This is a genomic window from Streptomyces chartreusis NRRL 3882 (assembly GCF_900236475.1).
GTDB classification, from domain to species: Bacteria; Actinomycetota; Actinomycetes; order Streptomycetales; family Streptomycetaceae; genus Streptomyces; species Streptomyces chartreusis_D.
The window spans coordinates 3,822,166-3,849,147 of sequence record NZ_LT963352.1; the positions used below are offsets into that span (position 1 = coordinate 3,822,166).

27 protein-coding genes are annotated in these 26,982 nt (G+C 70.9%); 7 read left to right on the top strand and 20 right to left on the bottom strand.

Annotated features, from left to right (window positions below):
• Positions 1-74: 74 nt before the first annotated feature.
• A complete protein-coding gene (locus SCNRRL3882_RS17060) occupies positions 75-734 on the top strand; it encodes a class I SAM-dependent methyltransferase (RefSeq protein ID WP_010043363.1) in 660 nt (219 codons plus the stop codon).
• 60 nt (positions 735-794) lie between these two features.
• Here SCNRRL3882_RS17060 and kstD read toward each other — a convergent pair whose 3' ends face one another.
• The 6 genes from kstD to SCNRRL3882_RS17090 form a co-directional block, all read right to left on the bottom strand.
• Entirely contained in the window at positions 795-2,576 is a 1,782-nt protein-coding gene (gene kstD, locus SCNRRL3882_RS17065) for a 3-oxosteroid 1-dehydrogenase (RefSeq protein WP_010043365.1), read from the bottom strand.
• Positions 2,577-2,665: 89 nt separating this feature from the next.
• On the bottom strand, positions 2,666-3,877 hold the full coding sequence (locus tag SCNRRL3882_RS17070; RefSeq protein ID WP_010043367.1) for an MFS transporter: 1,212 nt from the start codon (positions 3,875-3,877) through the stop codon (positions 2,666-2,668).
• A 91-nt stretch (positions 3,878-3,968) separates the two neighbouring features.
• The gene (locus SCNRRL3882_RS17075) at positions 3,969-4,568 is read right to left on the bottom strand and encodes a TetR/AcrR family transcriptional regulator (RefSeq protein WP_010043369.1); all 600 of its coding nucleotides are present in this window, start codon (positions 4,566-4,568) and stop codon (positions 3,969-3,971) included.
• Positions 4,569-4,626: 58 nt separating this feature from the next.
• Positions 4,627-5,775 carry a substrate-binding domain-containing protein gene (locus SCNRRL3882_RS17080; protein ID WP_102515004.1) on the bottom strand — a complete coding sequence of 383 codons (1,149 nt, stop codon included), beginning with the start codon at positions 5,773-5,775 and terminating at the stop codon, positions 4,627-4,629.
• A 79-nt stretch (positions 5,776-5,854) separates the two neighbouring features.
• A complete protein-coding gene (locus SCNRRL3882_RS17085; RefSeq protein WP_418952381.1) occupies positions 5,855-7,738 on the bottom strand; it encodes an AMP-dependent synthetase/ligase in 1,884 nt (627 codons plus the stop codon).
• Between the two features lie 269 nt (positions 7,739-8,007).
• A complete protein-coding gene (locus SCNRRL3882_RS17090; RefSeq protein WP_010043377.1) occupies positions 8,008-9,291 on the bottom strand; it encodes an acetyl-CoA C-acetyltransferase in 1,284 nt (427 codons plus the stop codon).
• 106 nt (positions 9,292-9,397) lie between these two features.
• On the opposite strand from SCNRRL3882_RS17090, the gene SCNRRL3882_RS17095 reads away from it, so the two are divergent.
• Positions 9,398-10,705 (top strand): 3-oxoacyl-ACP reductase, encoded by a 1,308-nt coding sequence (locus SCNRRL3882_RS17095; protein WP_010043379.1) that lies wholly within the window; start codon positions 9,398-9,400, stop codon positions 10,703-10,705.
• Positions 10,705-11,550, top strand: a complete 846-nt coding sequence (locus tag SCNRRL3882_RS17100; protein ID WP_010043381.1) for a MaoC/PaaZ C-terminal domain-containing protein — start codon at positions 10,705-10,707, stop codon at positions 11,548-11,550. The genes SCNRRL3882_RS17095 and SCNRRL3882_RS17100 overlap by 1 nt, the downstream gene beginning before the upstream one ends.
• Before the next feature lie 47 nt (positions 11,551-11,597).
• On the opposite strand, the gene SCNRRL3882_RS17105 is transcribed toward SCNRRL3882_RS17100, so the two are convergent.
• The 8 genes from SCNRRL3882_RS17105 to SCNRRL3882_RS17140 all read right to left on the bottom strand — a co-directional run bounded on the left by SCNRRL3882_RS17105 (position 11,598) and on the right by SCNRRL3882_RS17140 (position 18,054).
• A complete protein-coding gene (locus SCNRRL3882_RS17105) occupies positions 11,598-12,269 on the bottom strand; it encodes a TetR/AcrR family transcriptional regulator (RefSeq protein ID WP_010043383.1) in 672 nt (223 codons plus the stop codon).
• 74 nt (positions 12,270-12,343) lie between these two features.
• A complete protein-coding gene (locus SCNRRL3882_RS17110) occupies positions 12,344-13,663 on the bottom strand; it encodes a dicarboxylate/amino acid:cation symporter (protein WP_010043385.1) in 1,320 nt (439 codons plus the stop codon).
• 308 nt (positions 13,664-13,971) lie between these two features.
• Positions 13,972-14,271: a DUF4229 domain-containing protein gene (locus SCNRRL3882_RS17115; protein WP_010043388.1), complete on the bottom strand. Its 300-nt coding sequence runs from the start codon at positions 14,269-14,271 to the stop codon at positions 13,972-13,974.
• 104 nt (positions 14,272-14,375) lie between these two features.
• A complete protein-coding gene (locus tag SCNRRL3882_RS17120; protein ID WP_010043389.1) occupies positions 14,376-14,897 on the bottom strand; it encodes a GNAT family N-acetyltransferase in 522 nt (173 codons plus the stop codon).
• 16 nt (positions 14,898-14,913) lie between these two features.
• On the bottom strand, positions 14,914-15,564 hold the full coding sequence (locus tag SCNRRL3882_RS17125; protein WP_029181417.1) for a UdgX family uracil-DNA binding protein: 651 nt from the start codon (positions 15,562-15,564) through the stop codon (positions 14,914-14,916).
• Positions 15,565-15,641: 77 nt separating this feature from the next.
• A complete protein-coding gene (gene mqnE, locus SCNRRL3882_RS17130) occupies positions 15,642-16,805 on the bottom strand; it encodes an aminofutalosine synthase MqnE (RefSeq protein WP_010043393.1) in 1,164 nt (387 codons plus the stop codon).
• A 37-nt stretch (positions 16,806-16,842) separates the two neighbouring features.
• Complete coding sequence (locus SCNRRL3882_RS17135; protein ID WP_010043395.1) at positions 16,843-17,298, bottom strand: Lrp/AsnC family transcriptional regulator; 456 nt, start codon at positions 17,296-17,298, stop codon at positions 16,843-16,845.
• A gap of 69 nt (positions 17,299-17,367) precedes the next feature.
• Complete coding sequence (locus SCNRRL3882_RS17140; RefSeq protein ID WP_050810281.1) at positions 17,368-18,054, bottom strand: UbiX family flavin prenyltransferase; 687 nt, start codon at positions 18,052-18,054, stop codon at positions 17,368-17,370.
• A gap of 91 nt (positions 18,055-18,145) precedes the next feature.
• Between SCNRRL3882_RS17140 and SCNRRL3882_RS17145 the strand changes: the two genes are divergently transcribed.
• Entirely contained in the window at positions 18,146-18,748 is a 603-nt protein-coding gene (locus SCNRRL3882_RS17145) for a rhomboid family intramembrane serine protease (RefSeq protein WP_029181418.1), read from the top strand.
• Here the strand turns inward: SCNRRL3882_RS17145 and SCNRRL3882_RS17150 are convergent.
• The 3 genes from SCNRRL3882_RS17150 to SCNRRL3882_RS17160 form a co-directional block, all read right to left on the bottom strand.
• On the bottom strand, positions 18,745-19,065 hold the full coding sequence (locus SCNRRL3882_RS17150; protein ID WP_324604462.1) for a Uma2 family endonuclease: 321 nt from the start codon (positions 19,063-19,065) through the stop codon (positions 18,745-18,747). The genes SCNRRL3882_RS17145 and SCNRRL3882_RS17150 overlap by 4 nt on opposite strands.
• Before the next feature lie 161 nt (positions 19,066-19,226).
• Positions 19,227-20,129 carry a menaquinone biosynthesis prenyltransferase MqnP gene (gene mqnP, locus SCNRRL3882_RS17155; protein ID WP_010043399.1) on the bottom strand — a complete coding sequence of 301 codons (903 nt, stop codon included), beginning with the start codon at positions 20,127-20,129 and terminating at the stop codon, positions 19,227-19,229.
• On the bottom strand, positions 20,126-21,577 hold the full coding sequence (locus tag SCNRRL3882_RS17160) for a menaquinone biosynthesis decarboxylase (protein WP_010043402.1): 1,452 nt from the start codon (positions 21,575-21,577) through the stop codon (positions 20,126-20,128). Before SCNRRL3882_RS17160 ends, mqnP begins: the two co-directional genes overlap by 4 nt.
• Before the next feature lie 69 nt (positions 21,578-21,646).
• On the opposite strand from SCNRRL3882_RS17160, the gene SCNRRL3882_RS17165 reads away from it, so the two are divergent.
• Complete coding sequence (locus SCNRRL3882_RS17165; protein WP_010043404.1) at positions 21,647-21,925, top strand: PLD nuclease N-terminal domain-containing protein; 279 nt, start codon at positions 21,647-21,649, stop codon at positions 21,923-21,925.
• 3 nt (positions 21,926-21,928) lie between these two features.
• Here SCNRRL3882_RS17165 and SCNRRL3882_RS41745 read toward each other — a convergent pair whose 3' ends face one another.
• Both SCNRRL3882_RS41745 and SCNRRL3882_RS17175 read right to left on the bottom strand, forming a co-directional pair.
• Positions 21,929-22,039 carry a DUF397 domain-containing protein gene (locus tag SCNRRL3882_RS41745; protein WP_231911242.1) on the bottom strand — a complete coding sequence of 37 codons (111 nt, stop codon included), beginning with the start codon at positions 22,037-22,039 and terminating at the stop codon, positions 21,929-21,931.
• On the bottom strand, positions 21,987-22,943 hold the full coding sequence (locus SCNRRL3882_RS17175) for a helix-turn-helix domain-containing protein (RefSeq protein ID WP_010043406.1): 957 nt from the start codon (positions 22,941-22,943) through the stop codon (positions 21,987-21,989). The genes SCNRRL3882_RS41745 and SCNRRL3882_RS17175 overlap by 53 nt, the downstream gene beginning before the upstream one ends.
• 105 nt (positions 22,944-23,048) lie before the next feature.
• Here SCNRRL3882_RS17175 and SCNRRL3882_RS17180 point away from each other — a divergent pair, with 105 nt between their 5' ends.
• On the top strand, positions 23,049-23,552 hold the full coding sequence (locus SCNRRL3882_RS17180) for a hypothetical protein (protein WP_010043408.1): 504 nt from the start codon (positions 23,049-23,051) through the stop codon (positions 23,550-23,552).
• A 51-nt stretch (positions 23,553-23,603) separates the two neighbouring features.
• On the opposite strand, the gene uvrA is transcribed toward SCNRRL3882_RS17180, so the two are convergent.
• Positions 23,604-26,105, bottom strand: coding sequence for an excinuclease ABC subunit UvrA (gene uvrA, locus SCNRRL3882_RS17185; RefSeq protein WP_010043410.1), 2,502 nt, complete (start codon positions 26,103-26,105; stop codon positions 23,604-23,606).
• A gap of 81 nt (positions 26,106-26,186) precedes the next feature.
• Here uvrA and SCNRRL3882_RS17190 point away from each other — a divergent pair, with 81 nt between their 5' ends.
• A complete protein-coding gene (locus SCNRRL3882_RS17190) occupies positions 26,187-26,939 on the top strand; it encodes a MerR family transcriptional regulator (protein ID WP_010043412.1) in 753 nt (250 codons plus the stop codon).
• Positions 26,940-26,982 lie beyond the last annotated feature (43 nt).

Consider the following 26,982-nt stretch of genomic DNA (forward strand, 5'->3'; position numbering starts at 1 on the left):
CTGCCACCCGATGAATTCCCGGTGAATTCTGGCCACGGGCCTGTCGATCGGCGCTCGCGCTAGGGTCTGCTGCCATGGCCGATGCTGACTTCCTGATCGAGACTCGCAGGTTCTACGACACCGTCGCCGAGGAGTACGCCGTCCACTTCCGTGACCTGGGGGCTGGGATGCCGCTGGATCTGGGCGTGCTCTACGGATTCGCGGAGCTCGTGGGTGAGGGGGGCGAGGTCGCCGACCTGGGGTGCGGGCCCGGGCGGGTGACGGCGTTCCTGGCGTCCCGGGGGCTGTCGGTGTTCGGACTGGACCTGTCGGAGTCGATGCTCGCGATCGCCCGCCGCGAGAACCCGGGCCTGCGGTTCGAGAAGGGCTCGATGCAGGAGCTGGACCTTCCGGACGGCTCGCTCGACGGTGTCGTGTCCTGGTACTCGACCATCCACACACCCGAGGAGCACCTGCCCGCCCTCTTCGCCGGTTTTCACCGCGTCCTGCGTCCCGGCGGCCACCTCCTCCTCGGCTTCCAGTGCGGTGACGAGCCCCGTCACTACGAGCAGGCCTTCGGCCACTCGGTGGCCCTGACCTTCCGCCGCCGCCGGCCGGAGCACATCGCGGCCCTGCTGGAAGCCGCCGGTTTCACCCTCCGCGCACGGACCGTGCGCGAGCCGGACGAGACACGCGGCGAGCCGGTCGCCCAGGCGAGCCTCGTGGCCCGCAAGCCCCCGGAGCCGATCTCCTGAGCCGATGTCCCGAGCCGATCTCCTGGCCGTGCCAGCGCAGCGCCGGTACCACTTGTCCGCCTACGACACCCCCGCGACATCCCGCGCCGCGATGTACCCGAACGTCATCGCCGGCCCGATCGTCGAGCCCGCGCCCGCGTAGCTGTGGCCCATCACCGCCGCGCTGGCATTGCCCGCCGCGTACAGGCCCGGGATCACCGAGCCGTCGGGGCGCAGGACGCGGGCCCGGGCGTCCGTCCGCATGCCGCCCTTCGTGCCGAGGTCGCCGGGGACGATGCGGAAGGCGTGGTAAGGGGGTAGCCAGAGGGGGGCCAGGCAGGGGTTCGGGAGGACCGACGGGTCCGTGTAGTAGTGGTCGTAGGCGCTGTCACCGCGGTGGAAGTCGGGGTCCTCGCCCCGCCGTGCCTGGGCGTTGAAGCGGTCGACCGTCGTGCGCAGGGCCGCCGCCGGGACGCCGATCGACGCGGCCAGGGCGTCCAGGGTCCAGGCCTTGTGCGCGGCGCCCGAGTCGTACCAGGCGTCGGGGAGGGGCAGGGCCGGCAGGACGTCCTTGAAGAGGTAGCGGTTGCGGTAGTTCTGGTCGACGATCAGCCAGGACGGGATGGCCGGGTCGGTGTCGTGGACGTCGTACATGGTGTGGACGACGTCGCTGTAGGGGGCGGCCTCGTTGACGAAGCGTCGGCCGGAGCCGTTCACCAGCAGCCCGCCGGGCAGGGTGCGTTCGGCGAGGCAGAAGTAGGGCTCGCCGGGGGCGGGGATGGCCGGCCCCCACCAGGCGTCGTCCATCAGGTCGAGCGCCGCGCCCAGCCGCTCCCCCGCCCGGATGCCGTCGCCGGTGTTCTCCTTCGCCCCGACGGTCCACTCGGTGCCGATGGGCTGTCGCTGGAATCGGTCCCGCATGGCGGCGTTGTGCTCGAATCCGCCCGAGCCGACGATCACGCCCCGGCGGGCGCGGACCAGGCCGGGAGCGCCGTCGCGGGTGACGACGGCTCCCGTCACCCTGCCGTTCTCGACGTGCAGGTCCGTCAGAGGCGTGTTCAGCCATACCGGGACCCCGGCCGACGAGAGCCCCGCGCGCAGGCCCGCTGCCAGTGCCTGGCCCATCGTCAGCGGCTTCTGGCCGAGGAGCGCCGCCTTCGTGCCCCGCGCGAGGCACTGGGCGGCGACGGCCGCGCCCCGGGTGTTGACCGCGGCGAGGGCGATCCACTTGTAGTCGGCGCTGAAGACCACCATGCCCGCGGGGACGTCCATGTACGGCGGGTTCAGGTGTGCCAGCTCGGCTCCCAGGAGGTTGCCGTCGAGCTGGTCCGGCTCGATGGAGCGGCCGTTCGGCAGTCCGCCGGGCAGCTCGGGGTAGTAGTCGCTGTAGCCCTCCATCCAGCGGAAGCGCAGGGGGCTGTGGGCCATGACGTAGGAGATCGTCGCCGGGCCGTGGGTGAGGAAGGCGCGCTGCCGGTCGGCGGGGACCTCCGGGCCGACGACGGCGGCGAGGTAGGCGGCGGCCTTGGCCGGGGTGTCGGGGACACCGGCCGCGAGGATGACCGGGTTGTTCGGGATCCAGATCCCGGCACCGGAGCGGGGGGTCGAGCCGCCGAAGGTCGGGGCCTTCTCCACGACGACGCAGCTCAGCCCCTGCCCGGCGGCGGTCAGCGCGGCGGTCATCCCGGCCGCGCCGGAGCCGACGACGACGACGTCGTACGTGCCGAGCGGGGGTAGGTCGGCGGCGTGGGCGCCCTGTTGCACTCCGGCGGCGACCGCGAGGCCGGCACCCGCGGCGCCGGCCAGGACTCGTCTTCGGGACGGGGCTTTGGGAGTCCCCGCGGAGTTCGTGCTCGTGGTCATGGCCGCTCCAGCCCGATGAGGAACGCGAAGGGGTGGGGACTGTCGCGCGCGGGCCTTGCGAAGTCAAGAGCCATGCGGTCGGGGCGAGTTCAGATCCGGTCGCGGGACGCGGACCCGGCGTGGGCCGGACGTCGGTCGGGCTGAGCGTGCTCCGCGGGCGTTCCGGACCGCCCGGAGGTGAACTCGGGCAGCAGTGTCGTGAGCCCGAGGACGGCCATGCCGGCACCGAGCCAGAGGGTGGCGCGCAGGCCCCAGACGTCGATGGCGACGGCACCGAGGGAGGAGCCCAGGATGACGCCGAGGGTGATGAAGGAGGAGTGGACGGTGTTGACCAGCGGGCCCGCGTTGCCGGCCCGCTGGACGCGGGTGACCATCGCCGGGTTCATGGTGACGCCGACCAGTCCGATGCCCAGCATGCAGGCGACGGCGGGGACGGGCAGGTCGGCGAGGAGCGCGAACCCCGCGAGGAACACCGCGTTGAGCGAGAGGCCGACGGCGAGGACGGGCACGGTCCGACGGTCCGCGAGGCGGCCGACGACGGTGTTGCCGATGACGGTGGCGGCTCCGTAGGCGATCAGCAGGGCGGGGACGGTGCCGGTGGAGAAGCCGGTGATCTCGGTGAGGATCGGGTTGAGGTAACTGAAGGCGGAGAACGTCGCGCCGATGATCAGCGTGCTGGTGGGCAGCACCAGCCACAGCTTGGAGTTCCGGAAGACGCCGAGCTCCTCGCGGAGCGAGCCGCCGCTCCCCGCGCGCTCCAGAGGGGGCACACCGGCGAGGGTCACGGCCGCGGCGACCAGCGCCAGCGCCGAGATCGCCCAGAACGCCGCGCGCCAGCCGAACCGCTCACCGACCAGGGTGGACAGCGGCAGGCCGAGCAGCGTGCCGAGCATCAGCCCGTTCATGACCACCGCGATCGCCCGGCCGCGCACCTCCGGGCGGGCGAGCTGGACGCACAGCGAGACGGCGACGCCGAAGAAGGCCTGCGAGGCCACGCCGGTGATGATCCGGGCGGCCGTCATCACGGCGTAACCGGGTGCGGTCGCGGCCAGGACGTTGCCGGTCAGGAAGACGGCGAAGAGGGTCATCAGCGCGGTGCGTGGCGCGAGTTTCGTCACCGCCATGGTCAGGAAGGGTCCGCCGGCCGACATGGCCACGGCGAAGGCGGTGATCAGGTACCCGATCTGGGGGACGGTGGCGTGCAGGCCCTCCGCCATCTGCGGCATCAGCCCGGCGACCACGAACTCGCTGGTCACCATGGCGAAGATGCCGAGCGCCAGGATGTATACGGCACGGGGCACGGGAGGCTCCTCTGCTGCTCGGTTCAAGAGTTATGTATTGATCAGTTCAAAACTGGGCCATGACAGAGCCCGAGGTCTCCCTCGGGCGGGTTCAGGACACCAGCGCGTCCATGGCGGTCTCGACGATCACTTCGAGGTCGGCCCGGCCGGCACCGCCCTGACTGGAGACACGCAGGCCGGCGACCGTGGCGTTGAGAAACCGGGCGAGTGCTTCCGGGCCACGCGCGGAGGTGATGCTGCCGTCACGCCGGCCCTGCTCCATCACGGCCCGGTAGACGGCGAGGCGCCGCAGGGTGTCGCGCTCCAGCATCGCGGCCGCCTCGGGGTCACGCGCGGCCAGCTCCACCACGGTGTTGACCCCCAGGCAGCCGAGGGCCCGCCCGGAGCCGATCCGGCACTCCGTCTCACTCTCGACGACGTTGGCGAGCAGAGCGCGCACCCGGTCGGCGGCGGGCCGCTCCGCGTCGTCCAGGACCGCCGTCTGAACCGCCGTCATGGCGTCCAGGTAGCGGGCGAGGGCCCGCTCGAACAGGTCGTGCTTGCTCCGGAAGGTGTTGTAGATGCTGCTGCGCCCCAGACCGGTGGCGTCGCACAGATCCTGGGTGGACGTGGCCTCGTAGCCCCGCTCCCAGAACACGCGCATCGCCGCGTCCAGGGCCCGCTCCTCGTCGAACTTCCTCGGCCGGGCCATGGCAGGGACGCTAACAGTTTTGAACTGAAGGTTCCAATACCGTGTTCGCCGGCGCCCGCTATTCGAGACCGATCGCCTGGCAGTCCGCCTTGTACTTCGCGGTGCAGATGTCCTTGACGGTGTAGACCCCGTCCGTGATCACCGTCTCCTTGATGTTGTCCTTGGTGAGGGCGACCACCGGCACCAGCATCGCCGGGATGTCCTTCTCCGTGGGGCTGTCGACGGTCTCCCGGGTCAGCGCGGCGAACTCGATCGAGCGGCCCTGGACCTTGGCCACGGCGATCTTCGCGGCGTTCGTCGCCTCCAGCAGGAACGACTTGTACACGGTCATGTACTGCTCCCCCGACACGATCCGCTGCACCGCGTCCAGGTTGGCGTCCTGCCCGGTCACCGGCGGGATCTTCGTGGCGCCCGCCTCCTTCAGCGCCTCGATGACCGCGCCCGCCATGCCGTCGTTGGCGGAGTAGACGGCGGCGATGTTGTTCAGCCCGACGGTGCGGATCGCCTTCTTCATGTTGGCCTTGGCGATCGAGGGCTTCCACTCCTTGGTGTCGTACTGCTGGACGATGTCGACCTGCCCCTGGAGCTCGCTGAGCGCCCCGTCCTTGAACCGTGCCGTGTTCGGGTCGGCTGGGTCGCCGTTCATCATGACGACCTTGCTCTTCTGGGCCTTGTCGCCGAGCTCCCCGACGATGGCGCGGCCCTGCACCTGCCCGACGAGTTCGTTGTCGTGGGAGACGTACGCGTCGATCGGACCCTCGGCGAGCCGGTCGTAGGCGATGACCGGGATGCCGGCGTCCTTGGCCTTGCGCACATCCGACGCGATGGTCTTGGAGTTCAGCGCGTCCACCAGGATGACGTCGACCTTGTCGTCGATCATCTGCTGGAACTGCTCGCTCTGTCTGGACACGCTCGCCTCGGCGTTGGCGTACTTGACCTTGCCCTGGTTCTCGGTGAGGGAGGCGACCTCCTGTTTGATCAGGGGGTAGTCGAACTTCTCGAAGCGTGCCGTGTCCCGGTCGGGCAGCAGCAGGCCCACCGTGATGTCGTTGCCCTTCTTCACGCTTGCGGAGTCGTCACTCCCGTCGCCGCACGCGGTGAGGGACAGGGCCGCTACGGAGACCGCCAGGGCTATGGAGAGGGGACGCACAGCGGACCGACGGGTGTTACGCGCTTTCACTGGTGGTGCCTTCCGATGGGGGAGCATCGCGACGCGGTGGCTGAAAGCCAACGGCCAGACGCCTTGCGACGTCAAGAACCCCGTGTGAAGAGATCGCAAAGGTGCCTCACCGCCTGTACAGACCCTCCACTTCTGCCGCGAAGGCGCGCATCACCGCCTCGCGGCGGAGCTTCATCGACGGCGTCAGATGGCCCGCTTCCTCGGAGAAGTCCTCGGGGAGGATCGCGAAGCGGCGGATGGACTCCGGGCGGGAGACCATCTTGTTGGCCTCGTCGACGGCGCGCTGGAGGACGGCGCGGAGCTCTTCGTCGTCGACGAGGAGTTTGGGCGGCACGGGGTGTTTGCCGTTCATCTGGCGCCAGTGGGTGATGCCGTCCGGGTCCAGGGTGATCAGGGCCGAGACGAAGGGACGGCCGTCGCCCACGACGATGCACTGGGAGATCAGCGGGTGGGAGCGCAGCCAGTTCTCCAGGGGCGCCGGGGCGACGCTCTTGCCGCCCGCCGTGATCAGCATTTCCTTCTTGCGGCCGGTGATCGTCAGGTAGCCCTCGTCGTCCAGTTCGCCGATGTCACCCGTGGCGAGCCAGCCGTCGGGGGCGGCGGGTACGACGCCACCGGCCTGGGGGTCCCAGTAGCCGCGCAGCACGTGGTCGCCGGCGAGGAGGATCTCGCCGTCGGCGGCGATGCGGACGCGGGTGCCGGGCAGGGGCCAGCCGACCGTGCCCAGGCGGGGTTTGAGGGGCGGGGTGACGGTCGACGCGCCCGTCGTCTCCGTCAGGCCGTAGCCCTCGAAGATCTCGATGCCGGCTCCGGCGTAGAACGCGGCGAGGCGGCGGCCCAGTGGTGAGCCGCCGCAGATGGCGTAGCGGACCCTGCCGCCCATGGCGTTGCGGATCCGGCGGTAGACCAGGGGGTCGTAGAAGACCCGGGCGGCTCTGAGGGCGCGGGAGGGGCCGGGGCCGGTGCCCGTCTGCTGGGCCTCCATCGCCTCGCCGTAGCGCCGCGCCACCGCCACCGCGCGGTCGAACGACGTCACCCGGCCGCCCGCCTCGGCCTTGGCCCGGGCCGAGTTGAAGACCTTCTCCAGCATGTACGGGATGGCGAGCAGACAGGTCGGCCGGAAGCTCGCCAGGTCCGGGAGCAGATTCTCCGCCTTGATGCTCGGCGCGTGGCCCAGCCGTACGCGGGCGCGGACGCAGGCGATCGCCACCATGCGCCCGAAGACGTGGGACATGGGCAGGAACAGCAGGACCGAGGCCTCTTCGCTGGTCCTGGCCTTGAAGACGGGGTAGAGGAGTTCGATCGCGTTGTCGACCTCGGCGAAGAAGTTGCCGTGGGTGAGCGCGCAGCCCTTGGGACGGCCCGTGGTGCCCGAGGTGTAGATGAGGGTGGCGAGGGTGTCGGGGCCCAGCATGCCGCGCCGCACCTCGACCTCCTGGTCGGAGAGGTGCGCGCCGGCTTCGACCAGCCGGTCGACGTGGCCCTTCTCCACGATCCACATGTGCCTGAGGTCGGGCAGGCGTTCGCGCTCCGGGCCGAGTGCGGCGGCCTGCCCGGAGAACTCGGTGACCAGGGCGACCGCGCCGGAGTCCTGGAGGATCCAGCGGGCCTGGAAGACGGAGGACGTGGGGTAGATGGGGACGGTGACCAGCCCGGCCGCCCAGGCCGCGAAGTCCAGAACGGTCCACTCGTAGATCGTGCGGGCCATCACCGCGATCCGGTCGCCGGGCATCAGTCCTTCGGCGATCAGTCCCTTCGCCACGGCCAGCACCTGGCCGGCGAACCGGGCCGCCGTGACGTCGCTCCAGCGCCCGTCGGCGTTCTTGCGGCTGAGCGCCACGGCGTCCGGGTTCGCGCTCGCGTTGTCGAACGGCAGGTCGGCGAGCGACCCGTGGGTCCACGGCGGCGCCAGCGGCGGTACGGACGCCTCCCGTACGACCCCGTCCAGCCGCCGCGTCTCGGGCTCGACGAGGACCGGTCCGCCGTACATGTCGCCGTAGGCGGAGGAGGGATGGGCAGTGGACACGGGGCGGCTCCTGGGGCGCGCAGCGAAAGGAACTGCTTGCTGCATGACGTACGTGCCTCGCACGCCGAGGCGCTCAACCGGTTGAACCCCCAGAAAGGGGTTACTGCCGGTAGGAACGGGATCGTACGGGCCTCACGTGGCGGGTTTGTGCGGGTTCGGGGATGGTCCGGAGCCAGGCCTGTGCATTCTCGGGGGTTACGTGAGGGTCCTTCAGGTTCGGTACGCCGTCGCTCTCAGGCCCGCTCCAGGATCGCCGTCACGCCCTGCCCGCCCGCCGCGCAGACCGAGATCAACCCGCGGGCGGGCGCGTCCCGTTCGGCGAGCAGCTTGGCCAGGGTCGCCACGATCCGGGCGCCGGTGGCGGCGAAGGGATGGCCGGTGGCGAGGGACGAGCCGGCGACGTTCAGCCGGGTGCGGTCCACCGTGCCCAGGCCCCGCTTCTCCCAGGCCGCGAGCGTCGCGAGCACCTGGGAGGCGAAGGCCTCGTGGATCTCCACCAGGTCGAAGTCGGCCAGGCCCAGTCCGGCCCGCTCCAGCATGCGCGGCACCGCGTACGCGGGTGCCATGAGCAGCCCGTCCTCGCCGCCCGCGATGTCTCCGCCGACGAAGTCGACGGCCGCCGTCTCGTACGCGGTGAGGTACGCCAGCGGCTCCAGGCCGCGTTCCCTCGCCCACTCCTCGCTCGCCAGCAGCACGGTCGCGGCCCCGTCGGTCAGCGGCGTCGAGTTCCCGGCCGTCATGGTCGGGTCGGGGTGGCCGAGGCCGAACACCGGCTTCAGGGAGGCGAGTTTCTCCACGGTCGAGCCGGGGCGCAGGTTCTGGTCGCGGGCCAGGCCGCGGAAGGGGACCACCAGGTCCTGGAAGAAGCCGCGTTCGTACGCCGCCGCCAGCCGCTGGTGACTGGCCGCCGCCAGTTCGTCCTGGGCTTCGCGGCCGATGCCCCAGGCGCGGGCCGTGACAGCGGCGTGTTCACCCATGGACAGGCCGGTGCGCGGCTCGGCGTTGCGCGGGACGTCGGGGACGAGGTGACCCGGGCGAACCTTCGCCAGGGCCTTCACGCGCTCGCCCAGCGACTTCGCCCGGCGCGCCTCCAGGAGGATGCGGCGCAGGGTGTCGTTGACGCCCAGGGGCGCGTCGCTCGCCGTGTCGGCGCCGCCCGCGACCGCCGACTCGGTCTGGCCGAGGGCGATCTTGTTGGCGGCGGCGATGACGGCCTGGAGTCCGGTGCCGCAGGCCTGCTGGATGTCGTAGGCGGGGGTGGTGGGGTGCAGACGCGAGCCGAGGACCGTCTCGCGGGCCAGGTTGAAGTCGCGGCTGTGCTTGAGGACCGCGCCGGCCACGAACTCGCCGACCGCGCCCGGCTCCTGGAGCCCGTACCGCTCGACCAGGCCGTCGAGGGCGGCGGTGAGCATCTGCTGGTTGGAGGCGGTGGCGTACGGGCCGTCGGAGCGGGCGAACGGGATGCGCGCTCCGCCGACGACCGCCACACGCCGCACCGACATCTTCTGGGGGCTCATCTCGACCCGCTCCTCGCCTGTGACGTAGCCTTACCTACGGTAACCTTACTCCAGAGTAAGCAGGGGTGGGTCTTCAGTGAGACGTCATCGGGAACTGGGAGTTGGAATGGCCGACCGCTATCTGCGCTTCACCGGTACCGCGCCCGGCCGATTCCTCACCCGCCGGCTCGGCCTGCCCCAGCCCGCGGCGCTGACCCGCTGGTCCCCCGAGCGGCCCGCCCTGGACGGCGGCCTGCTGCACCTCACCGCCGGCAGATCCGCCCTCGACCTGGCGCCGGTCCTCGCCCGTACGGGGATCGCCCCGGCCGGCTCCGACCGGGCGGCCGCCGTCGTCCTGGACGCGAGCGGGGTGCGGGACGTCGAGGGGCTGGCCGAGGTGCACGCGGCGCTGCACCCCGTCGTGCGGTCGATCGCCACGAGCGGACGCGTGGTCGTGCTCGGCGCGCCGCTCGACCCCGCCGACCATCACCAGGCCGCCGCCCAGCAGGCCCTGGAGGGCTTCACGCGCTCCCTGGGCAAGGAGATCGGCCGGGGCAGGACGGTGAACCTGGTCCGGCTCGGGGACGCGCACGCGGCCGAGTCCACCCTCCGCTTCCTGCTGTCGCCCAAGTCGGCTTACGTGAGTGGGCAGGTGATCGAGGTCGGGTCCGGCGACGAGCCCGCCACCCCCCTCGACCGGAACCGCCCCCTCGCCGGCCGCACCGCCCTGGTCACCGGTGCCGCGCGCGGCATCGGCGAGGCGGTCGCCGGGACACTCGCCCGGGACGGGGCCCGGGTCGTCGTCCTCGATGTGCCGCAGGCCGAGCGGGACGCCCGGCGCGTCGCCGACCGGCTCGGCGGCACCGCGCTGCTCCTCGACATCACGGCCGCCGACGCGGGCGCGCGGATCGCCGAGGCCCTGCCGGACGGCCTGGACCTGCTCATCCACAACGCGGGCATCACGCGGGACCGGCGACTGGTGAACATGCCCGCCGAGCGCTGGATCCCGGTGCTGGAGGTGAACCTGGCGAGCGTGCTGCGCACGACGGACGCGCTGCTGAAGGCCGGGACGCTGCACCGGGGCGGCCGGATCGTGGCGACCGCCTCGATCGCGGGCATCGCCGGCAACGCGGGCCAGACCAACTACGGGGCGAGCAAGGCGGGCATCGTCGGCCTGGTCCGCTCCCTCGCGCCGCGCGCGCTCGCCGAGCACGGGGTGACGGTCAACGCGGTCGCGCCGGGCTTCATCGAGACGAAGATGACGGCCGCCGTCCCGCTGTTCATCCGCGAGGCGGGCCGCCGCATGAACTCCCTCGCGCAGGGCGGTCTTCCGGTCGATGTCGCCGAGACCACCGCCTGGCTCGCGCACCCGGCCTCGGGCGCGGTCAACGGGCAGGTCGTGCGCGTATGCGGCCAGAGCCTGCTGGGGGCGTGATGACCGACGCCGCTCTCGTCCTCACCGGGTCCCCCTCCCTCGCCCCGCTCCTCGCGCGCGGCGCCCTGCTGTCCCCCTTCAAACGCCCGGCCCCCGACGCGGAGTTCCCGCGCACCCGTCTCGTCCTGCCCGGCCTGCGCGTCGACCTCGCCCGGCTGGCGGCGTACGAGCGGGTCTGCGGGTTCCCGACCGGGGAGGACGCGCTGCCGCTGACCTATCCGCACGTGCTGGGCTTCCCCCTGGCCATGCGGCTGATGAGCGGCCGGGACTTTCCGCTGCCGCTGCTGGGACTCGTCCACACGTCGATCACGATCACCCGGCACCGGGCGATGCCGGCCACCGGCGGCTACGAACTCACGGTGTACGTAGAGGGGCTGACGCCCCACCGGCGCGGCACGGAGGCGACGGTCGTCACCGAGGTGCGTGAGGACGGGGAGGTCGTATGGGAGTCGAGGAGCACCTACCTCGCCCGGCACCGCACGCGACGGCCCGCCGGGGCGCCCCGGGAGGAGGTGCGGAAGCCACTGCCGGCCGTCGCCGAGTGGCGGTTCGCCGAGGATGTGGGACGGCGGTACGCGGCGGCGTCCGGCGACCGCAACCCGATCCACCTCCACCCGCTCACCGCCCGCCTGTTCGGCTTTCCCCGGGCCATCGCCCACGGCATGTGGACCGTCGCCCGCTGCCTCGCCGCACACGGCACGCCGGACTCCTGTCACGTACGCGCGCACTTCCGGGCACCGGTCCTGCTGCCCGGGACGGTGACGTACGCGGCGGAGGACGGCCGGTTCGAACTGCGGAGCGGGGACGAGCGGGTGCACGTGACCGGGGACGTCTGCCCGGCGTGACGGCCGGGCCGGACCGTCGAGGGCCGCTGCCCGCCCCCGTCGCCGCCTCAGCTCCCGTCCGGCCCGGGCCCCGCCTGCTCCTCCGGCGGTGACCAGGGCCGCCCCGCCATGAGGTCGCCCAGGCCCGCCCAGGCGAAGTTCATCATCGTGGCCGCGGCCTGGCGGGCCGTGACGCCCGGGGTGGCGTTGGCCCAGGCGGCGAGCGACTCGGCGGCGCCGACCAGGGCCTCGGCGAGGCCGGCGACCTCCCGCTCCGGCAGGTCGGGATCGCGGTGTGCCTCGCGAGCGGCGGCGAGGATCAGCTGGGTCACGAACGCGACGATCTCCTCGCGCATCGCGGCGACTTCGGCCGCGAAGGGCTCGCCGTGCGTACGGGCCTGGAGGTGCAGTACCGACCAGGCGTCCGGGTGGCGCGCGGTGTGCTCGAAGAACGCGCCGAGCCCTTCCCAGAGTTGCCGGTCGGCGGGCAGATCGGGCCGGACACCGGCCCGTACCGCCTCGACGAGTGCCGTGGCCGCGCGGCGGATGCAGGCGGTGAAGAGGTCTTCCTTCGAGTTCAGGTACAGGTAGACCAACGGCTTGGACACGCCCGCGAGTTCGGCTATCTCGTCCATCGACGCGGCCATGTACCCGCGCTGTCCGAAGATCTGCACGGCGGCGTCCAGCATCTGCTGTTCACGGACCGCACGCGGCATCCGCTTGGTCTTCACGGCACCCATACCACTTAGCGTACGGTCCCCCGGACGGCCCTCGGCCGGGAAGCCGAAGAGGACCGGCCGGGGCCGTCGTCCCGTCAGGCCGCGGCGGTGACCCGCTGCTCGTCCAGGGAGTCCGAAGAGTCGGGGGAATCCAGGGAATCCAGGGATGAGCCGTCGGCCGTGGCGTAGGCCTCGCGGTCGAGGATGTTCTCGCGGGCGGAGACCAGGACCGGTATCAGGGCCTGGCCGGCCACGTTGGTCGCGGTGCGGACCATGTCGACGATCGGGTCGATCGCGAGGAGCAGGCCCACGCCCTCCATCGGCAGGCCGAGCGTGGAGAGGGTGAGGGTCAGCATGACGGTCGAGCCGGTCAGGCCGGCCGTGGCGGCGGAGCCGACCACCGAGACGAACGCGATCAGCAGGTAGTCGCCGATGCCCAGCCGCATGTCGAAGATCTGGGCGACGAAGATCGCGGCGATGGCCGGGTAGATCGCGGCGCAGCCGTCCATCTTCGTCGTCGCGCCGAAGGGCACCGCGAAGGACGCGTACTCGCGCGGCACGCCGAGCCGCTCGGTGACCCTCTGCGTCAGCGGCATCGTGCCCACGGACGAGCGGGAGACGAAGGCCAGCTGGATGGCGGGCCAGGCGCCCTTGAAGAACTGGAGCGGGCCGGTCTTGGCGACCGTGGCGAGGAGGGTGGGGTAGACCACGAACAGGACGATCGCGCAGCCGACGTAGATGTCGGCGGTGAACGTCGCGTACTTGCCGATCAGGTCCCAGCCGTAGGTGGCGATGGCGTGGCCGATGAGGCCGGCCGTGCCGATCGGGGCGAGCCGGATGACCCACCACAGCGCCTTCTGCAGCAGTTCGAGGACCGACTCGCTCAGGTTGAGGATCGGCTGCGCCTTCTCGCCCAGCTGGAGGGCGGCGACACCGGCGACGGCCGCCATGAAGACGATCTGGAGGACGTTCAGCTGCGTGAACGGCGTGATGACGTCCGTCGGCACGATGCCGGTCAGGAAGTCGATCCAGGAGCCGGTCTTCTCCGGCAGCTCCCCGTCCTTGGGCGTGAGCCCGGTACCGGCACCGGGGTTGGTGACCAGGCCGATGACCAGGCCGATGCTCACCGCGATCAGCGACGTGGCCATGAACCACAGGAGGGTGCGCGAGGCCAGGCGGGCCGCGTTGTTGACCTTCCGCAGGTTGGTGATCGAGACCAGGATCGCGAAGAAGACGAGCGGGGCGACGGCGAGCTTCAGCAGGCCGATGAAGGTGTCGCCGACCTTCTCCAGGGACGTGACCAGCCAGGACAGGTCCTGGCCGCGGGCGAGCCAGCCGAGCAGCACGCCCAGGACGAGACCGGCGGTTATCTGGGCCCAGAAGGGCACCTTGAAGGACTTCGTGCGTGAGGACACGGACGGGCTCCGTTGGGGGACGCGTAGGAACTGACGTGGGAGACGACGGGGGGTTGCGTGACGTCAGGGACGACAGGCAGCGGACGCGCACCGACAGAGATCCACGTGCAGGCGCGCCACGAGCACGACGCTCGAAGGCATGGGGGGCGCGACTGCTGACTTCATGACAACGACCTTAACACCTGAGCTTTGAGGACCCCAAAGCCTGCCTTTGACAGGCGGAGAGCCATACCCACTCGCACAACACAAAGCGCCCCGCTTCCGAACGTCCACGGAAGCGGGGCGCTGTACGCCCGTGTGAGGAGACCTCAGGAGGTCTGGCCCTGCGCCCGGGAGGTGTCGTCGGCGACGTCCTCCTGGCTGCGGTTGGCCTCCAGGTTGGCCTTCATCCGGTCCACCCGCTGCACGATCTGCACGGACGCCCGGTCCCGCTCCTTGCGCAGCACGACGAAGCTGATCGGCGCGGAGATCAGCAGGGCGAGCATGACGATCCACAGGCCGTTGCTGGCACCGAGGCCGCGCGGGGCGAGGCCGGAGTAGACGAGGCCCCAGACGACCACGAGGCAGCCTGCGAAGATCCCGAGGCGCATCAGCGTGTAGCGGAGCATCTCAATCCACTCTTCCGGTTCGAACGGCCAGAACGCACCCAAAGGGGCACCGTCCAGTGAAGCACGCCGGACCGTCGATCTTGCAGGGGGGTGCGAGCCGGGGTTCAGATGAGCGGCAGCAGCATGAAGACGTCGTCCCGGTCGTCGCCGGGCCCCACCCGGATCGCGCCGGGGACGCGGCCGACCTCCTTGTAGCCGCAGGACGCGTAGAAGCGCTCCAGACCGAGACCGCCCCGGCAGGTGAGGCGGATCGCCTCGAAGCCGAGGCCACGGGCCGCCTCCTCGGCGGCGGCGAGCAGGTCACGCCCGTAGCCCTTGCCCTGGTGACGCGGGTGCACCATCACCGTGTACAGCCACAGCCAGTGCGTCATCAGATGGTGCGTGTTGAACGTGAGAAACGCGGTCGCCGCGACCCGGCCCTCCTCGTCGTGCCCGGCGAGCAGTCTGGCCCGGCCCTCCGACATCGCCGCGAAGTGCCTCAGCAGCTCGGGGCGCACGTCCTCGCGCGTCACCGGCGGCACGAAGCCGACGGCTCCCCCGGCGTTGGAGACGTCGGTCCACAGATCGAGCAGGCCGTCGCGCAGGGCGGGGGTGACGGCGGGGTCGAGCGTGAAGGTAAGGGGCATAGGCCGATTGTAGCTATTACGAGAGTGCCTGCGCCGCCACCTTGAGGTCCGACAGCAGCCCCCGGTACGCCGCTTCCCGGTCGTCCGCCCGCAGCACCGACGACGGATGCACCGTCGGTACCAGCCGTTCCGGCCGGCCGTGGATCTCCTCCTCCAGCACCGTGCCCCGCACTTGCGTGACCCGGAAGGAGGACCCGAGCAGCGCCTTCCCGGCGGTGGCCCCGAGCACGACGATCAGCTCCGGCTCCACGACCGCGAGCTCGGCGGCCAGCCAGGGGCCGCAGGCGGTCATCTCACGCAGGTTGGGCGCCTTGTGGATCCGGCGCTTGCGGGGCTCGGCCTGGGTGAACTTGAAGTGCTTGACCGCGTTGGTGACGTAGGCCTCCGAGGGGTCGATGCCCGCCTCTTCCAGGGCCCGGTCCAGGAGCCGTCCGGCGGGCCCGACGAACGGCTTCCCCTGCCGGTCCTCCTGATCCCCGGGCTGCTCCCCCACGAGCATGACGCGAGCGTCCGTGTTCCCAGCCCCGAACACGGTCTGGGTGGCGTCCCGGTGCAGTGGACAGCCGCGACACCCGGCAGCGGCACGGCGCAGGGCGGGAAGCCCACCGCGATCTGGAACGAAGGGTTCTGCGGTGTAGGCGTCCTCAGGCGCCTTGGTGCTGACCATGCCCTCCGGGTACCCCACCCAGGGGCGCGGGGAACTGCGCGATCAGCCCCCACGACCCGCACCCGCCGACGAAGGAATCACACCCGCATCGGCTGCGGCGACTCCCGACGCTCCGGGTCGGGCCCGTCATACTCCCGAATGATCTCGTACCGCGTGTTCCGCTCCACCGGCCGGAACCCGGCATCGCGAATCAGATCCAGCAGATCCTCACGGGTCAGCTTGCTGGGCGTCCCGTAGTTGTCCGCGTCATGCGTGATCTTGTACTCGACGACGGACCCGTCCATGTCGTCCGCACCGTGCTGCAACGCCAGCTGCGCGGTCTGCACCCCGTGCATGACCCAGAAGACCTTGACGTGCGGCACGTTGTCGAACAGCAGCCGCGACACCGCGAAGGTCTTCAGCGCCTCCGCCCCGGTCGCCATCTGCGTCCGGGCCTGCAGCCGGTTACGAACCTTGCCGTCCTGCATGTCGACGAAGTCGTGCTGGTACCGCAGCGGGATGAAGACCTGGAAACCCCCGGTCTCGTCCTGGAGCTCACGCAGCCGCAGCACGTGATCCACCCGGTGCCGCGGCTCCTCGATGTGGCCGTACAGCATCGTGCAGGGGGTCTTCAGACCCTTCTCGTGCGCCAGCCGGTGAATCCGGGACCAGTCCTCCCAGTGGGTCCGGTGGTCCACGATGTGCTGCCGGACCTCCCAGTCGAAGATCTCCGCACCGCCACCGGTCAGCGACTCCAGCCCCGCGTCGATCAGCTCGTCCAGGATCTCGGACGCGCTCATCCCGGAGATGGTCTCGAAGTGGTGGATCTCGGTCGCCGTGAAGGCCTTCAGCGAGACGTGCGGCAGCGCGGCCTTCAGCTCCCGCAGCGAGCGCGGGTAGTAGCGCCACGGCAGGTTCGGGTGCAGCCCGTTGACGATGTGCAGCTCGGTGAGGTTCTCGCCCTCCATCGCCTTCGCGAGCTTGACGGCCTCCTCGATCCGCATCGTGTACGCGTCCTTCTCCCCCGGCTTGCGCTGGAAGGAGCAGTACGCGCAGGAGGCGGTGCACACGTTGGTCATGTTGAGGTGACGGTTGACGTTGAAGTGCACGACGTCGCCGTTCTTGCGCGTGCGCACCTCGTGGGCCAGGCCGCCGAGCCAGGCCAGGTCGTCCGACTCGTACAGCGCGATGCCGTCCTCACGGGTCAGGCGAACACCCGCCCTGACCTTCTCCTCCAGCTCGCGCTTGAGCCCGAGATCCATGCCCACACCTTTCATCGACGACGTCCCAACGGTACGACTACTCCTCTTCCGGCAGCTCCCCGACCCGGTTCTCCCACTTGGTGGAGAGCACGATCGTCGTACGCGTCCGCGAGACGCCCTTCGTGCCGCTGAGCCGCCGGATGATCTTCTCCAGGCCGTCCACGTCCGTCGCCCGCACCTTGAGCATGTACGAGTCGTCGCCCGCGATGAACCAGCAGTCCTCGATCTCCGAGAGGTCCCGCAGCCGCTGGGCCACGTCCTCGTGGTCGGTGGCGTCGGAGAGCGAGATGCCGATGAGGGCGGTGACACCGAGGCCGAGCGAGGCGGCGTCGACGGTGGCGCGGTAGCCGGTGATGACTCCGGCCGCCTCCAGCCGGTTGATGCGGTCGGTGACACTGGGTCCCGACAGCCCGACGAGGCGTCCCAGCTCTGCGTAGGAGGCCCGGCCGTTCTCCCTCAGGGCCTGGATGAGCTGCCTGTCCACCGCGTCCATTGCGATCGAAGCCTTCCGCTGAAGTTGTCTGAAAAGTCTGTGGTTGTGATGACGTACAGGGGGTGTGGCCTAGCCGGCGTGGTGTGCTCCGCCGCCGAGCTCACCTTGCCAACGGCGGTAGAGCCGGTGCGGCACGCCCGCCGCGTCGAGTACGCGTCCGGCGACGAAGTCCACCAGGTCCTGGATGTGCGTCGCGCCCGCGTAGAAGGCGGGTGAGGCGGGCACGACGGTCGCGCCCGCGTCGTCGAGGGTGACCAGGTGCCGCAGGGTCTGGCCGTTCAGCGGGGTTTCGCGTACGGCCACGACCAGGGGGCGGCGCTCCTTCAGGGTCACGCTCGCCGCCCGCTGCAACAGGTCCTTCGACAGTCCGAGCGCGACCCCGGCCACGCTCGCGGTCGAGGCGGGCACGATCAGCATGCCCTTGGTGGAGTACGAACCCGAGGAGGGACCGGCGGCCAGGTCGCCGGGGCTCCAGTGCCGCACGGCGTCGATGTCCACGGAGAACGTGCCGGGCTTGCCGTCGGCGCCCCGGGACAGCCATTCCCGCAGGTCGTCCTGCCAGTGGGCGTCCCGGAAGGAGATCCCGGTCTCGTCGAGCAGGGTGAGGCGGGAGGCTCGGGACACCACGAGGTCGACGCTCTCGCCGGCGGCGAGGAGGGCCCGCAGCACGGCAGCGGCATACGGGGTGCCGGAGGCGCCGGACACCCCTACGATCCAAGGCGTACGCGGTGTCTCGCCTGGCTTGACTGGGTTCACAACACCGAGCCTATCCGGCGTCGCAGGGTGGGAACCGGCCAAGGGGGGCGGGGCGTTCCCCGGAGGGGACGAGCGAACACTGGGGGTGTTCATGTCGGGAGTGGGAGGCGAGTGGTCGCGCGGCGACCGTGCGCTGGCCGCGGGCAAGCTCATGCTGGTCTGGATCGCGCTGCTGTGGCTGCTGGAAGTGGTGGACGTGCTCAGCGGCCACGCGCTGGACGGCCTCGGCGTCACGCCGCGCACCCCGTCCGAACTGGTCGACGTCGTGCCGTCGGCGTTCATCCACTTCGGCTTCGCCCATCTGGCCGCGAACACGGTGCCGCTGCTGGTCCTCGGCTTCCTCGCCGCGCTGGCGGGCCTGCGCCGTTTCCTGCTGGTCTGCGCGCTGATCGTGATCGCCGACGGCCTGGGCGTGTGGCTCATAGCCCCCGCGCACACCAACACGGCGGGCGCCTCCGGCCTGATCTTCGGCCTCTTCGGCTTCCTCCTGGTCAGCGGCTTCGTCGAGCGCCGCCCGCTGGGCGTCCTGGTCGGCATCCTGATCGCCGCGATCTGGGGCGGCTCGATCCTGGCGGGCCTGGCCCCCACCCAGACCGGCATCAGCTGGCAGGGCCACCTGCTGGGCCTCCTGGCGGGCGTGGCAGCGGCGTTCGTGTTCCGCCGGCCGGCAGCGAGCCGAGCGCTCGCGTCCTAGGAACGGGCCTTCGGGTCCACCGGGAGCCGGGCGGTGGGGATCGACAGCTTGCCGAGTGAGGAGTCGACGGCCAGTTCGGCGCCGTACGAGAGCGTGCCGCGGTCTCGGTAGCCGTCGGGGCCGGGGTTCCACATGGTCACGACGTGGCCCTTGAGCGGATCGAGCACGAGGTAGTTGGCAATACCCCGCGAGGCGTACCACCGGGGCTTCATCGCGTAGTCACGGCGGACACTTTCCGGGGACACCACCTCGGCGACGAGTTCGATCAGGTCGGCGGGGTACGCGCTGCGGTTCTCGGCCTCGGCCTCGGCCGGGATGACGGACCGGGTTCATCACGATGCTGCCCTCGACGATCTCCGTCAGGAAGCCGGGAAACATGTCCTCCAGCTTGCTGAGCTGCGAGTGCAGGCGGTCGATGCCCGGGACGGTCACGGTGGCCTCCCTGGGGTCCTGCCCTCGATGGTAGGCCGCACCGTCGTTACACGGTCAGGCCCCGAACCAAGAGATCGAGCAGCGCGCACACGAACAGGGCTATGCCGATGAAGCCGTTGACGCTGAAGAACGCGCGGTTCACTCGGGACAGGTCGTGGGGGCGGACGATGCTGTGTTCGTAGAGGAACGCGGCGGCGACGATCAGCAGGCCCAGCCAGAAGAAGGCGCCCGCGTCGGTGGCCAGGGCGTACCAGACGAAGAGGGCCGTGGTGAGGGTGTGGCAGACCCGCGCGCCCCAGATGGCCGCCGGGATGCCGAAGCGGGCCGGGACGGACATGACGCCGATCTCGCGGTCGGTCTCGACGTCCTGGCAGGCGTAGATCAGGTCGAAGCCGCCGATCCAGATGCCGACGGCGAGACCGAGGATCACCGCGTCCCAGGACCAGGACCCCGTGACCGCCAGCCAGCCGCCGACCGGGCCCATCGCCTGGGCGAGGCCCAGGATGGCCTGCGGGAAGTTCGTGAACCGCTTGCCGTACGGGTAGACCACCATCGGGATCACCGCGATGGGTGCCAGCGCCAGGCACAGCGGGTTGAGCAGGGCCGCCGCGCCGAGGAAGACGACCAGGGCGATCAGGGCGCCCGTCCACGCGTGCCGTACCGACATCGCGCCGGTCACCAGTTCGCGGTGTGCCGTGCGCGGGTTACGGGCGTCGATCTCCCGGTCGATGATCCGGTTGACCGCCATCGCGAAGGTACGCAGCCCGACCATGCAGATGGTGACCAGCAGCAGCCGCCCCCAGTGGATGTTCTTGTCCCACTGGAACATCGCCGTGAGGGCGGCGATGTAGGCGAAGGGCAGCGCGAAGACCGAGTGCTCGATCATCACCAGCCGGAGGAAGGCCTTCGTCCGTCCCGGCTGGGGGATCGCGGCGGAAGCGGAGGTCACAGCCCGTACTCCTTCCAGCGGCGGTCCACCTTCGCCGCCGTCTCCGGATCGGACTCCACCATGTCGGGCCAGCCGCCGTCACGCGTGTAGCCCTCCTCGGGCCACTTCTTCGTCGCGTCGATACCGGCCTTGCCGCCCCAGAACTGCTGGTAGGAGGCGTGGTCGAGATGGTCCACGGGGCCCTCGACGATGCTGAGGTCCCGGGCGTAGTCCGTGTTGCCGAGCGCCCGCCAGGCGACCTCGTGCAGGTCGTGGACGTCGCAGTCGGAGTCGACGACCACGATCAGCTTGGTCAGCGACATCATGTGCGCGCCCCAGATGGCGTGCATCACCTTCTGCGCGTGCTTCGGGTACTTCTTGTCGATCGAGACGATCGCGCAGTTGTGGAAACCGCCCGCCTCCGGCAGGTGGTAGTCCACGATGTCCGGCACGATGATCTTCAGCAGCGGCAGGAAGAAGCGTTCCGTCGCACGGCCGAGCGGTCCGTCCTCCGTCGGCGGCCTGCCCACGACGATCGACTGGAGCAACGGCCGCTTCCGCATCGTCACGCAGTCGATCTTCAGGGCGGGGAAGCGTTCCTGGGGCGTGTAGAAGCCGGTGTGGTCGCCGAACGGGCCCTCGGGGAGCATCTCGCCCGGCTCCAGCCAGCCCTCGATCACGACCTCCGCCTGCGCCGGCACCTGGAGCGGGACGGTCTTGCAGTCGACCATCTCGATCCGCTTGCCCGCGAGGAAGCCGGCGAACAGGTACTCGTCGATGTCCCCGGGCAGCGGCGCGGTGGAGGCGTACGTCACCGCGGGCGGGCACCCGAAGGCGATCGCGACGGGCAGCCGCTCACCGCGCCTGGCCGCCACCTGGTAGTGGTTCCGGCTGTCCTTGTGGATCTGCCAGTGCATGCCGATCGTGCGCTTGTCGTGGCGCTGGAGGCGGTACAGCCCGAGGTTGCGGATGCCCGTCTCCGGGTCCTTGGTGTGGGTGAGCCCCAGATTGAAGAAGGAGCCGCCGTCCTTGGGCCAGGTGAACAGGGCCGGAAGCTGCTCCAGGTCGACGTCGTCCCCGGTGAGGACGACCTCCTGCACCGGGCCGTCCTTGACCTTCTTCGGCGGTACGTGCGTCATCGCGCCGAGCTTCCCGAAGGCCTCCCGCACACCGACGAACCCGTGCGGCAGCTCGGGCTTCAGCAACCCGCCGATCCGCTCCGAGATCTCGCCGTACGACTTCAGGCCCAGCGCCTTCAGCAGCCGCCGGTCCGTGCCGTACACGTTCATCGCGAGGGGCATGCGCGAGCCGCGCACGTTCTCGAAGAGCAGCGCCGGGCCGCCGGCCTTCTGCACCCGGTCGACGATCTCCCCGACCTCCAGGTACGGGTCCACCTCGGCCTTGATGCGCTTGAGGTCGCCCTCGCGCTCCAGAGCCCTGAGCAGGGAGCGAAGATCGTCGTAAGCCATGCGGTCCAGTATCCCCGAGCGGCTACCCTGGCCTGGAACCGCCCACCCGCTTTCGCTGAGAGGCCGCGCATGCTCCGGGTACTGATGTTCCTCGTGCCGCTGGCGCTGAGCGTGTACGCGTTCATCGACTGCATCAGCACGAAGGACGACGACATCCGTCACATGCCCAAGCCGCTGTGGGCGATCCTCGTGCTGCTGTTTCCGCTCGTCGGGTCGATCTCCTGGCTCATCGCGGGCAAGAAGCGGACGCCGGCGGGGGGTCGGCCCCGGCAGTGGGTGGCGCCCGACGACAACCCCGAGTTCCTGAAGTCCCTCGACGACGAGGACAAGAGGGACGACCAGCCGTAGTCCTCAGAGAGCTCCGGTGAACGCCGACCAGGCGGATCGACCGACGACCAGGACCGGACCGTCAGGGGTTTTGCTGTCGCGGACGGGGACGGTGTCGGGGAAACCGGGGGCTATTTCCACGCAGTTGCCGCCGTTTTCGCCGCTGTAGCTGCTCTTGATCCAGGTCGCCGCGCAGAGTTCGTGCCTGTTCATGCTGCTCGTACCCCTTCATCGCGTCGCTGATCAGGGCGACGGACTCGCGGACTGACAGAGCGTCCGCCCTGAGCACATCATAGGCGTGGCTATGACCTGTGTAGACGCTCGGATCGTCGTTGAAATGGCCGCGGTCCAGTGACTCCGAATACACCCACCGGTGCCCGTCCGGCAGCTCGATCAGCGACATGGACACGTTGGGCCGCAGGAGTTCCGGGAAGCTCGCCGGGGCGACCTGGATGCGGATGTTGGGCCGCTGCCCGACGCGAAGCAGATGGGCGCACTGGTCCCTCATGATTGCCGGGCTACCGACCACGTTGCGTAGACAGCTCTCGTCCAGAACGGCGATGTACAGCGGACCGCCCTCGGCGAGAAATCGTCGCTGCCGACTCAGTCGGGCGTGGGCGCGCTCCTCGACCTCGTCGCCGCTGGCGACGCGTCGGAACAGCGCCCGGACATAGTCGCCCGTCTGCAAGAGGCCCGGGATCAGGCGCTCCTGGTACTCCCGCAAAGTGACGGCCACCTCATCCATCTCAGCCCGCCGCCGAAACCAGTCAGGATGCTCCACCTGCGGATACCAATCGATCCGCCCCCACAACCGCAGCAACACCCCACCCGTGCCGAGAAGTTCGTCGCACGTCTTCGCGAAACCCTCCTGCGGAACCCTCGTGCCCGCCTCCACCCGCGCCACGTGCGAGCGGTCGCAGGGGATCTGCCTCGCCAACGCCTCCTGCGTGAGCAGCGCCGCCTCGCGGAAGTGCCGCAGCACCTCCCCGAACACGGCCGCCGTACTCGCCCCCGACTCCCCGCCGTTCCGTCGGCTCACGGCTTCCCCCTCCGTGACAGTGCACCGGTGTCACACGCCAAGCATTGAACCGGACTGTTCCCCTGCGCAACGCTCGGTACACCCAGAGTTACGGAGGTACGCGAAATGGAACCGCAGGCGGACCCGGAGCGGAACCGGGTGGCGACGCTGGAGGAACGGCTCAGTGCGGGCGTACGCGCGGCCAACGAGCGTTCCAGGAAAGGGCTGTCGGCCGACCCGAGCCGGCCCCCCGTCCCCGTGCCCGGGTGCGCGGTGTGCGAGGAGCTGGCCGTCCGCCGGGACAAGGCGCGGGCCGCGTTCGACGGGAGTGCCGTGACGGACGCGAACGTGCTGCTGCGCCAGCACCAGGGGAAGGAACACGGTGGGGAACCGGCGGGGCGCCGCGTCTTCCGGTACGTCCCGTACTCGATCGTGCAGGACGCGTCGGCCGTCCCGGAGTACGAGGCCCGCTGCGTCTCGGGAGAGGAGGAGGACTGCGGGGCGAGTTCGGGACCGCGCCCGACCCCGGCCGAGGTGGAGGAGTGGCAGCGCAGGCACACACAGGAGACCCGGCACCTGCGCTACCGCCGCAGCTTCGCCGACTACGCGGTGCTGGAGAGGCAGGGCTGACGAGGCAGGACGCCGCCGATGAAGCGGGCGACCCCGAGAGCCCGGCGCAGGTCACCCGGCCAGAAACCCACCTGTCCGAGACGCCCGCGCGGCCGCCACCTCCTGCGGGGTGCCCTCTCCCACCACCCGGCCGCCGCCGGCGCCCCCCACCGGCCCGAGGTCGATCAGCCAGTCCGAGGCCCGCATGACATCGACGTTGTGCTCGATGGTGATGACGGAGTGCCCCGCGTCCACCAGCCGCTGGAGCACGTCCAGCAGCCGCGCCGAGTCCGCCGCGTGCAGCCCGGTCGTGGGCTCGTCGAGGACGTAGAGCGTGCGGTCGGCCGCCCGGCGGCCCAGCTCCTTCGCCAGCTTCAGCCGCTGTGCCTCACCCCCGGACAACGTGGGTGCGGGCTGCCCCAGCGGCAGGTAGCCGAGGCCGACGTCCGCCATGCGCCGCAACCGGCCGGCCACGGCGGGCACGTCCCCGAAGACCCCGAGCGCCTCGTCCACCGTCGCCTCCAGCACCTCCGCGATGTCGTACCCCTGGTACCGCACCGCCAGCACCTCGGGCCGGAAGCGGCGGCCCCGGCACCCCGGGCAGCGCACCTGCACGGCCGGGAGGAAGTGCATCCGCACCGTGAGCACGCCCGCGCCCTCGCACCGCTCGCAGCGTCCGCCCGGCACGTTGAAGGAGAACCGGCCCGCCGTCAGGCGTCCCTCGCTGCTCGCGGCGAAGACCTCCCGGATCGGTGTGAAGACGTCCGAGTACGTCGCCGCGTTGGAGCGCGGGACGCGACTGATCGGCTCCTGGTCGATGAGGACCGCCTTGGACAGGTGCTCCCAGCCGTCGATGCCGTCGTGTTCGGCCGGGAGTTCCCCCGCCCCGTGGAAGTGACAGCGCGCGGCCCGGCCCAGGATGTCCAGCAGCAGCGTCGACTTGCCCGAGCCGGACGGGCCGGTGACCGTGACCAGGCGGTTCAGCGGGAACCGTACGGTCACGTCCTTGAGGTTGTGGGCCCGGGCCCCGCGGATCACGACGGCCGAGGCGCTGTCGCCACGGCCACGGGACTGCGGCGCGGGCAGCCGGCCCGACAGATACGCGCCGGTCACCGAACCCTCGGCGCGGGCCACCTCCTGCGGCGTCCCGGCCGCCACGATCCGGCCGCCGTCCCGGCCCGCCCCCGGGCCGACGTCCACCACGTGGTCCGCCGCCCGCAGCACGTCCAGGTCGTGCTCGACGACCAGCACGGTGTTGCCCAGGTCGCGCAGGCGGCGCAGGACGCCGATCAGGCGGGCGGTGTCCGAGGGGTGCAGGCCGATGGTCGGCTCGTCGAGGACGTACAGCACGCCGGTGAGTCCGGAGCCGAGCAGGGCGGCCAGCCGCAGCCGCTGGGTCTCCCCGGCGGACAGGCTCGGCGTGGACTGCTCCAGGCTGAGGTACCCGACTCCGACGTCCACCAGGCGCCGTACCCGCTCCTCCAGGTCGGCGACGACCGGCTCCACGAGCAGCCACTCGTCCTCGGCCGACCGCTCCTTCAGGCGGGCCAGCCAGCCGTCGAGCTCGGTCAGGGGCAGTCGTGCCGCCTCGACGATCGTCAGTCCGTGCACGGTCACCGCCCGGCTCTCCGGCCGCAGCCGGGTGCCCTCGCACAGGCCGCAGGGCTGCTTCACCAGGCCCTGCTTCTCGGCCCGTTCGCGGTACTCGGGGTCGTCGGCGCGCTCGGTGTAGCGCCGCAGCAGCGCCGTCGCGACCCCTTCGAAGCGGCCCGCGGCCACGGACGCCGGCGGGTCGACCGCCGGGAAGTGCCGCCGGAACTCGGGGCTTTCGACGCCGTACACCAGCAAGTCGCGCTGGTGGTCCCCCAGTTCGCCGAACGGGCAGTCCGCGTCGAAGGTGAAGCCGTAGTGGCGGGCGGCGGCCCGCAGCGCGGTGAGGTTCCATTCGGTGAGCTTCGGGTTCCAGCCCCGTACCGCACCCTCGGCCAGCGAGCGGGAGTCGTCGACCAGGCGCCGTACGTCGGGCTGGATCACCTCGCCGAGGCCGGTGCAGGACGGGCACGCGCCCGCGGGCTTGTTGAAGGAGAAGGACCCCATCACCAGCTCGGGCACGAGGGTGCCGCAGTGCGGGCAGGGGGTCTGCTCGCCCTCGGCGTCCTCGTCGGCCGCGGTGGCCTCGGCGGCGTTCGCGTACGACGGCGGGATGCTCTTGCCGCAGCCGGGGCAGGGGCGGGTCCCGATCCGCGACCACAGCAGCCGCAGGTAGGTGAACACCTCCGTGACCGTGCCGACCGTGGAACGGGGGCTGCGGTTGGTGAGGTGCTGGTCGACGCTGATGGACGGGGACAGGCCGCTGATCGAGTCGACGGCGGGTTTGCCGGCGAAGCCGGTGACCATGCCCAGCGACTCCAGGTACTGCCGCTGGCCCTCCTTGTGGAGGGTGTCGAACGCGAGCGTGGACTTGCCGGAGCCGGACAGGCCGGTCAGGACGACCAGCTTGTTCTTCGGGAGGGAGAGGGAGACGTTCCTGAGGTTGTGGAGGCGGGCGCCGGTGACCCGGATGCTGTTGTCCATTCCTTCAAGTCTTCCATTCAAGTGTGATGTTGAGACTTTTCGGGCATAGCGGCTGGCTCCTCTGCCGTAACCTTCAAATCGATGACCAACGAACGCCGTCTCCGCCCCGTCGATCTCGCCCGACTGGCCGGGGTCTCGACACAGCAGATCCGCAACTACGAGGACGCCGGAGTGCTGCCGCCGGCCGCGCGCACGGAGTCCGGCTACCGCGTCTTCACCGACACGCACCGCAGCGCGCTGCTGGCGTACCGGGTCCTGATGCGGGGGTACGGGCCGCTGACGGCGACACGGATCATGCGCGCCCTGCACGACGGGGACGTCCCGGGCGCGCTCGCCCTGGTCGACGCCGCGCACGCCGCCCTGCACGAGGAGCGGGTCTCCCTGCGGGCCGCGAGCGAGGCCCTGGAGCTGCTGGCGGCCGAGCCCCCCGCCCCGCTGCCGCGTTCCGGCGGGCTGCGCATCGGCGAGGTGGCCGCGCTGCTGGGCGTACGGACGTCCGCGCTGCGGGTGTGGGAAGGGGCCGGGCTGCTCACGCCGGGGCGCGAACGCGGCACGGGGTACCGCGTCTACGAACCCGCCGACGTGCGCGACGCCCGGCTCGTGCACACGCTGCGCCGCAGTCACTATCTCTTCGACCAGATCCGGCCGGTGCTTCAGGGGCTGCGCCGGGAGGGCAGCAGCGACGCCCTGCGGGCGGCGATCGCGGCGCGCGGAGCGGCCCTGACGGCTCGCACCAGGGGCATGGTCGAGGGCGCGGGCGCCCTCCACGCCTACCTCGACCGGGTCGCCGCAGCCGGGACGGCGTCAACCGAACGCACCGGCCAGGACTCGTAACTCTGTTCGAGATGCCATCCGATCCATTGAAAAACCGGCGACA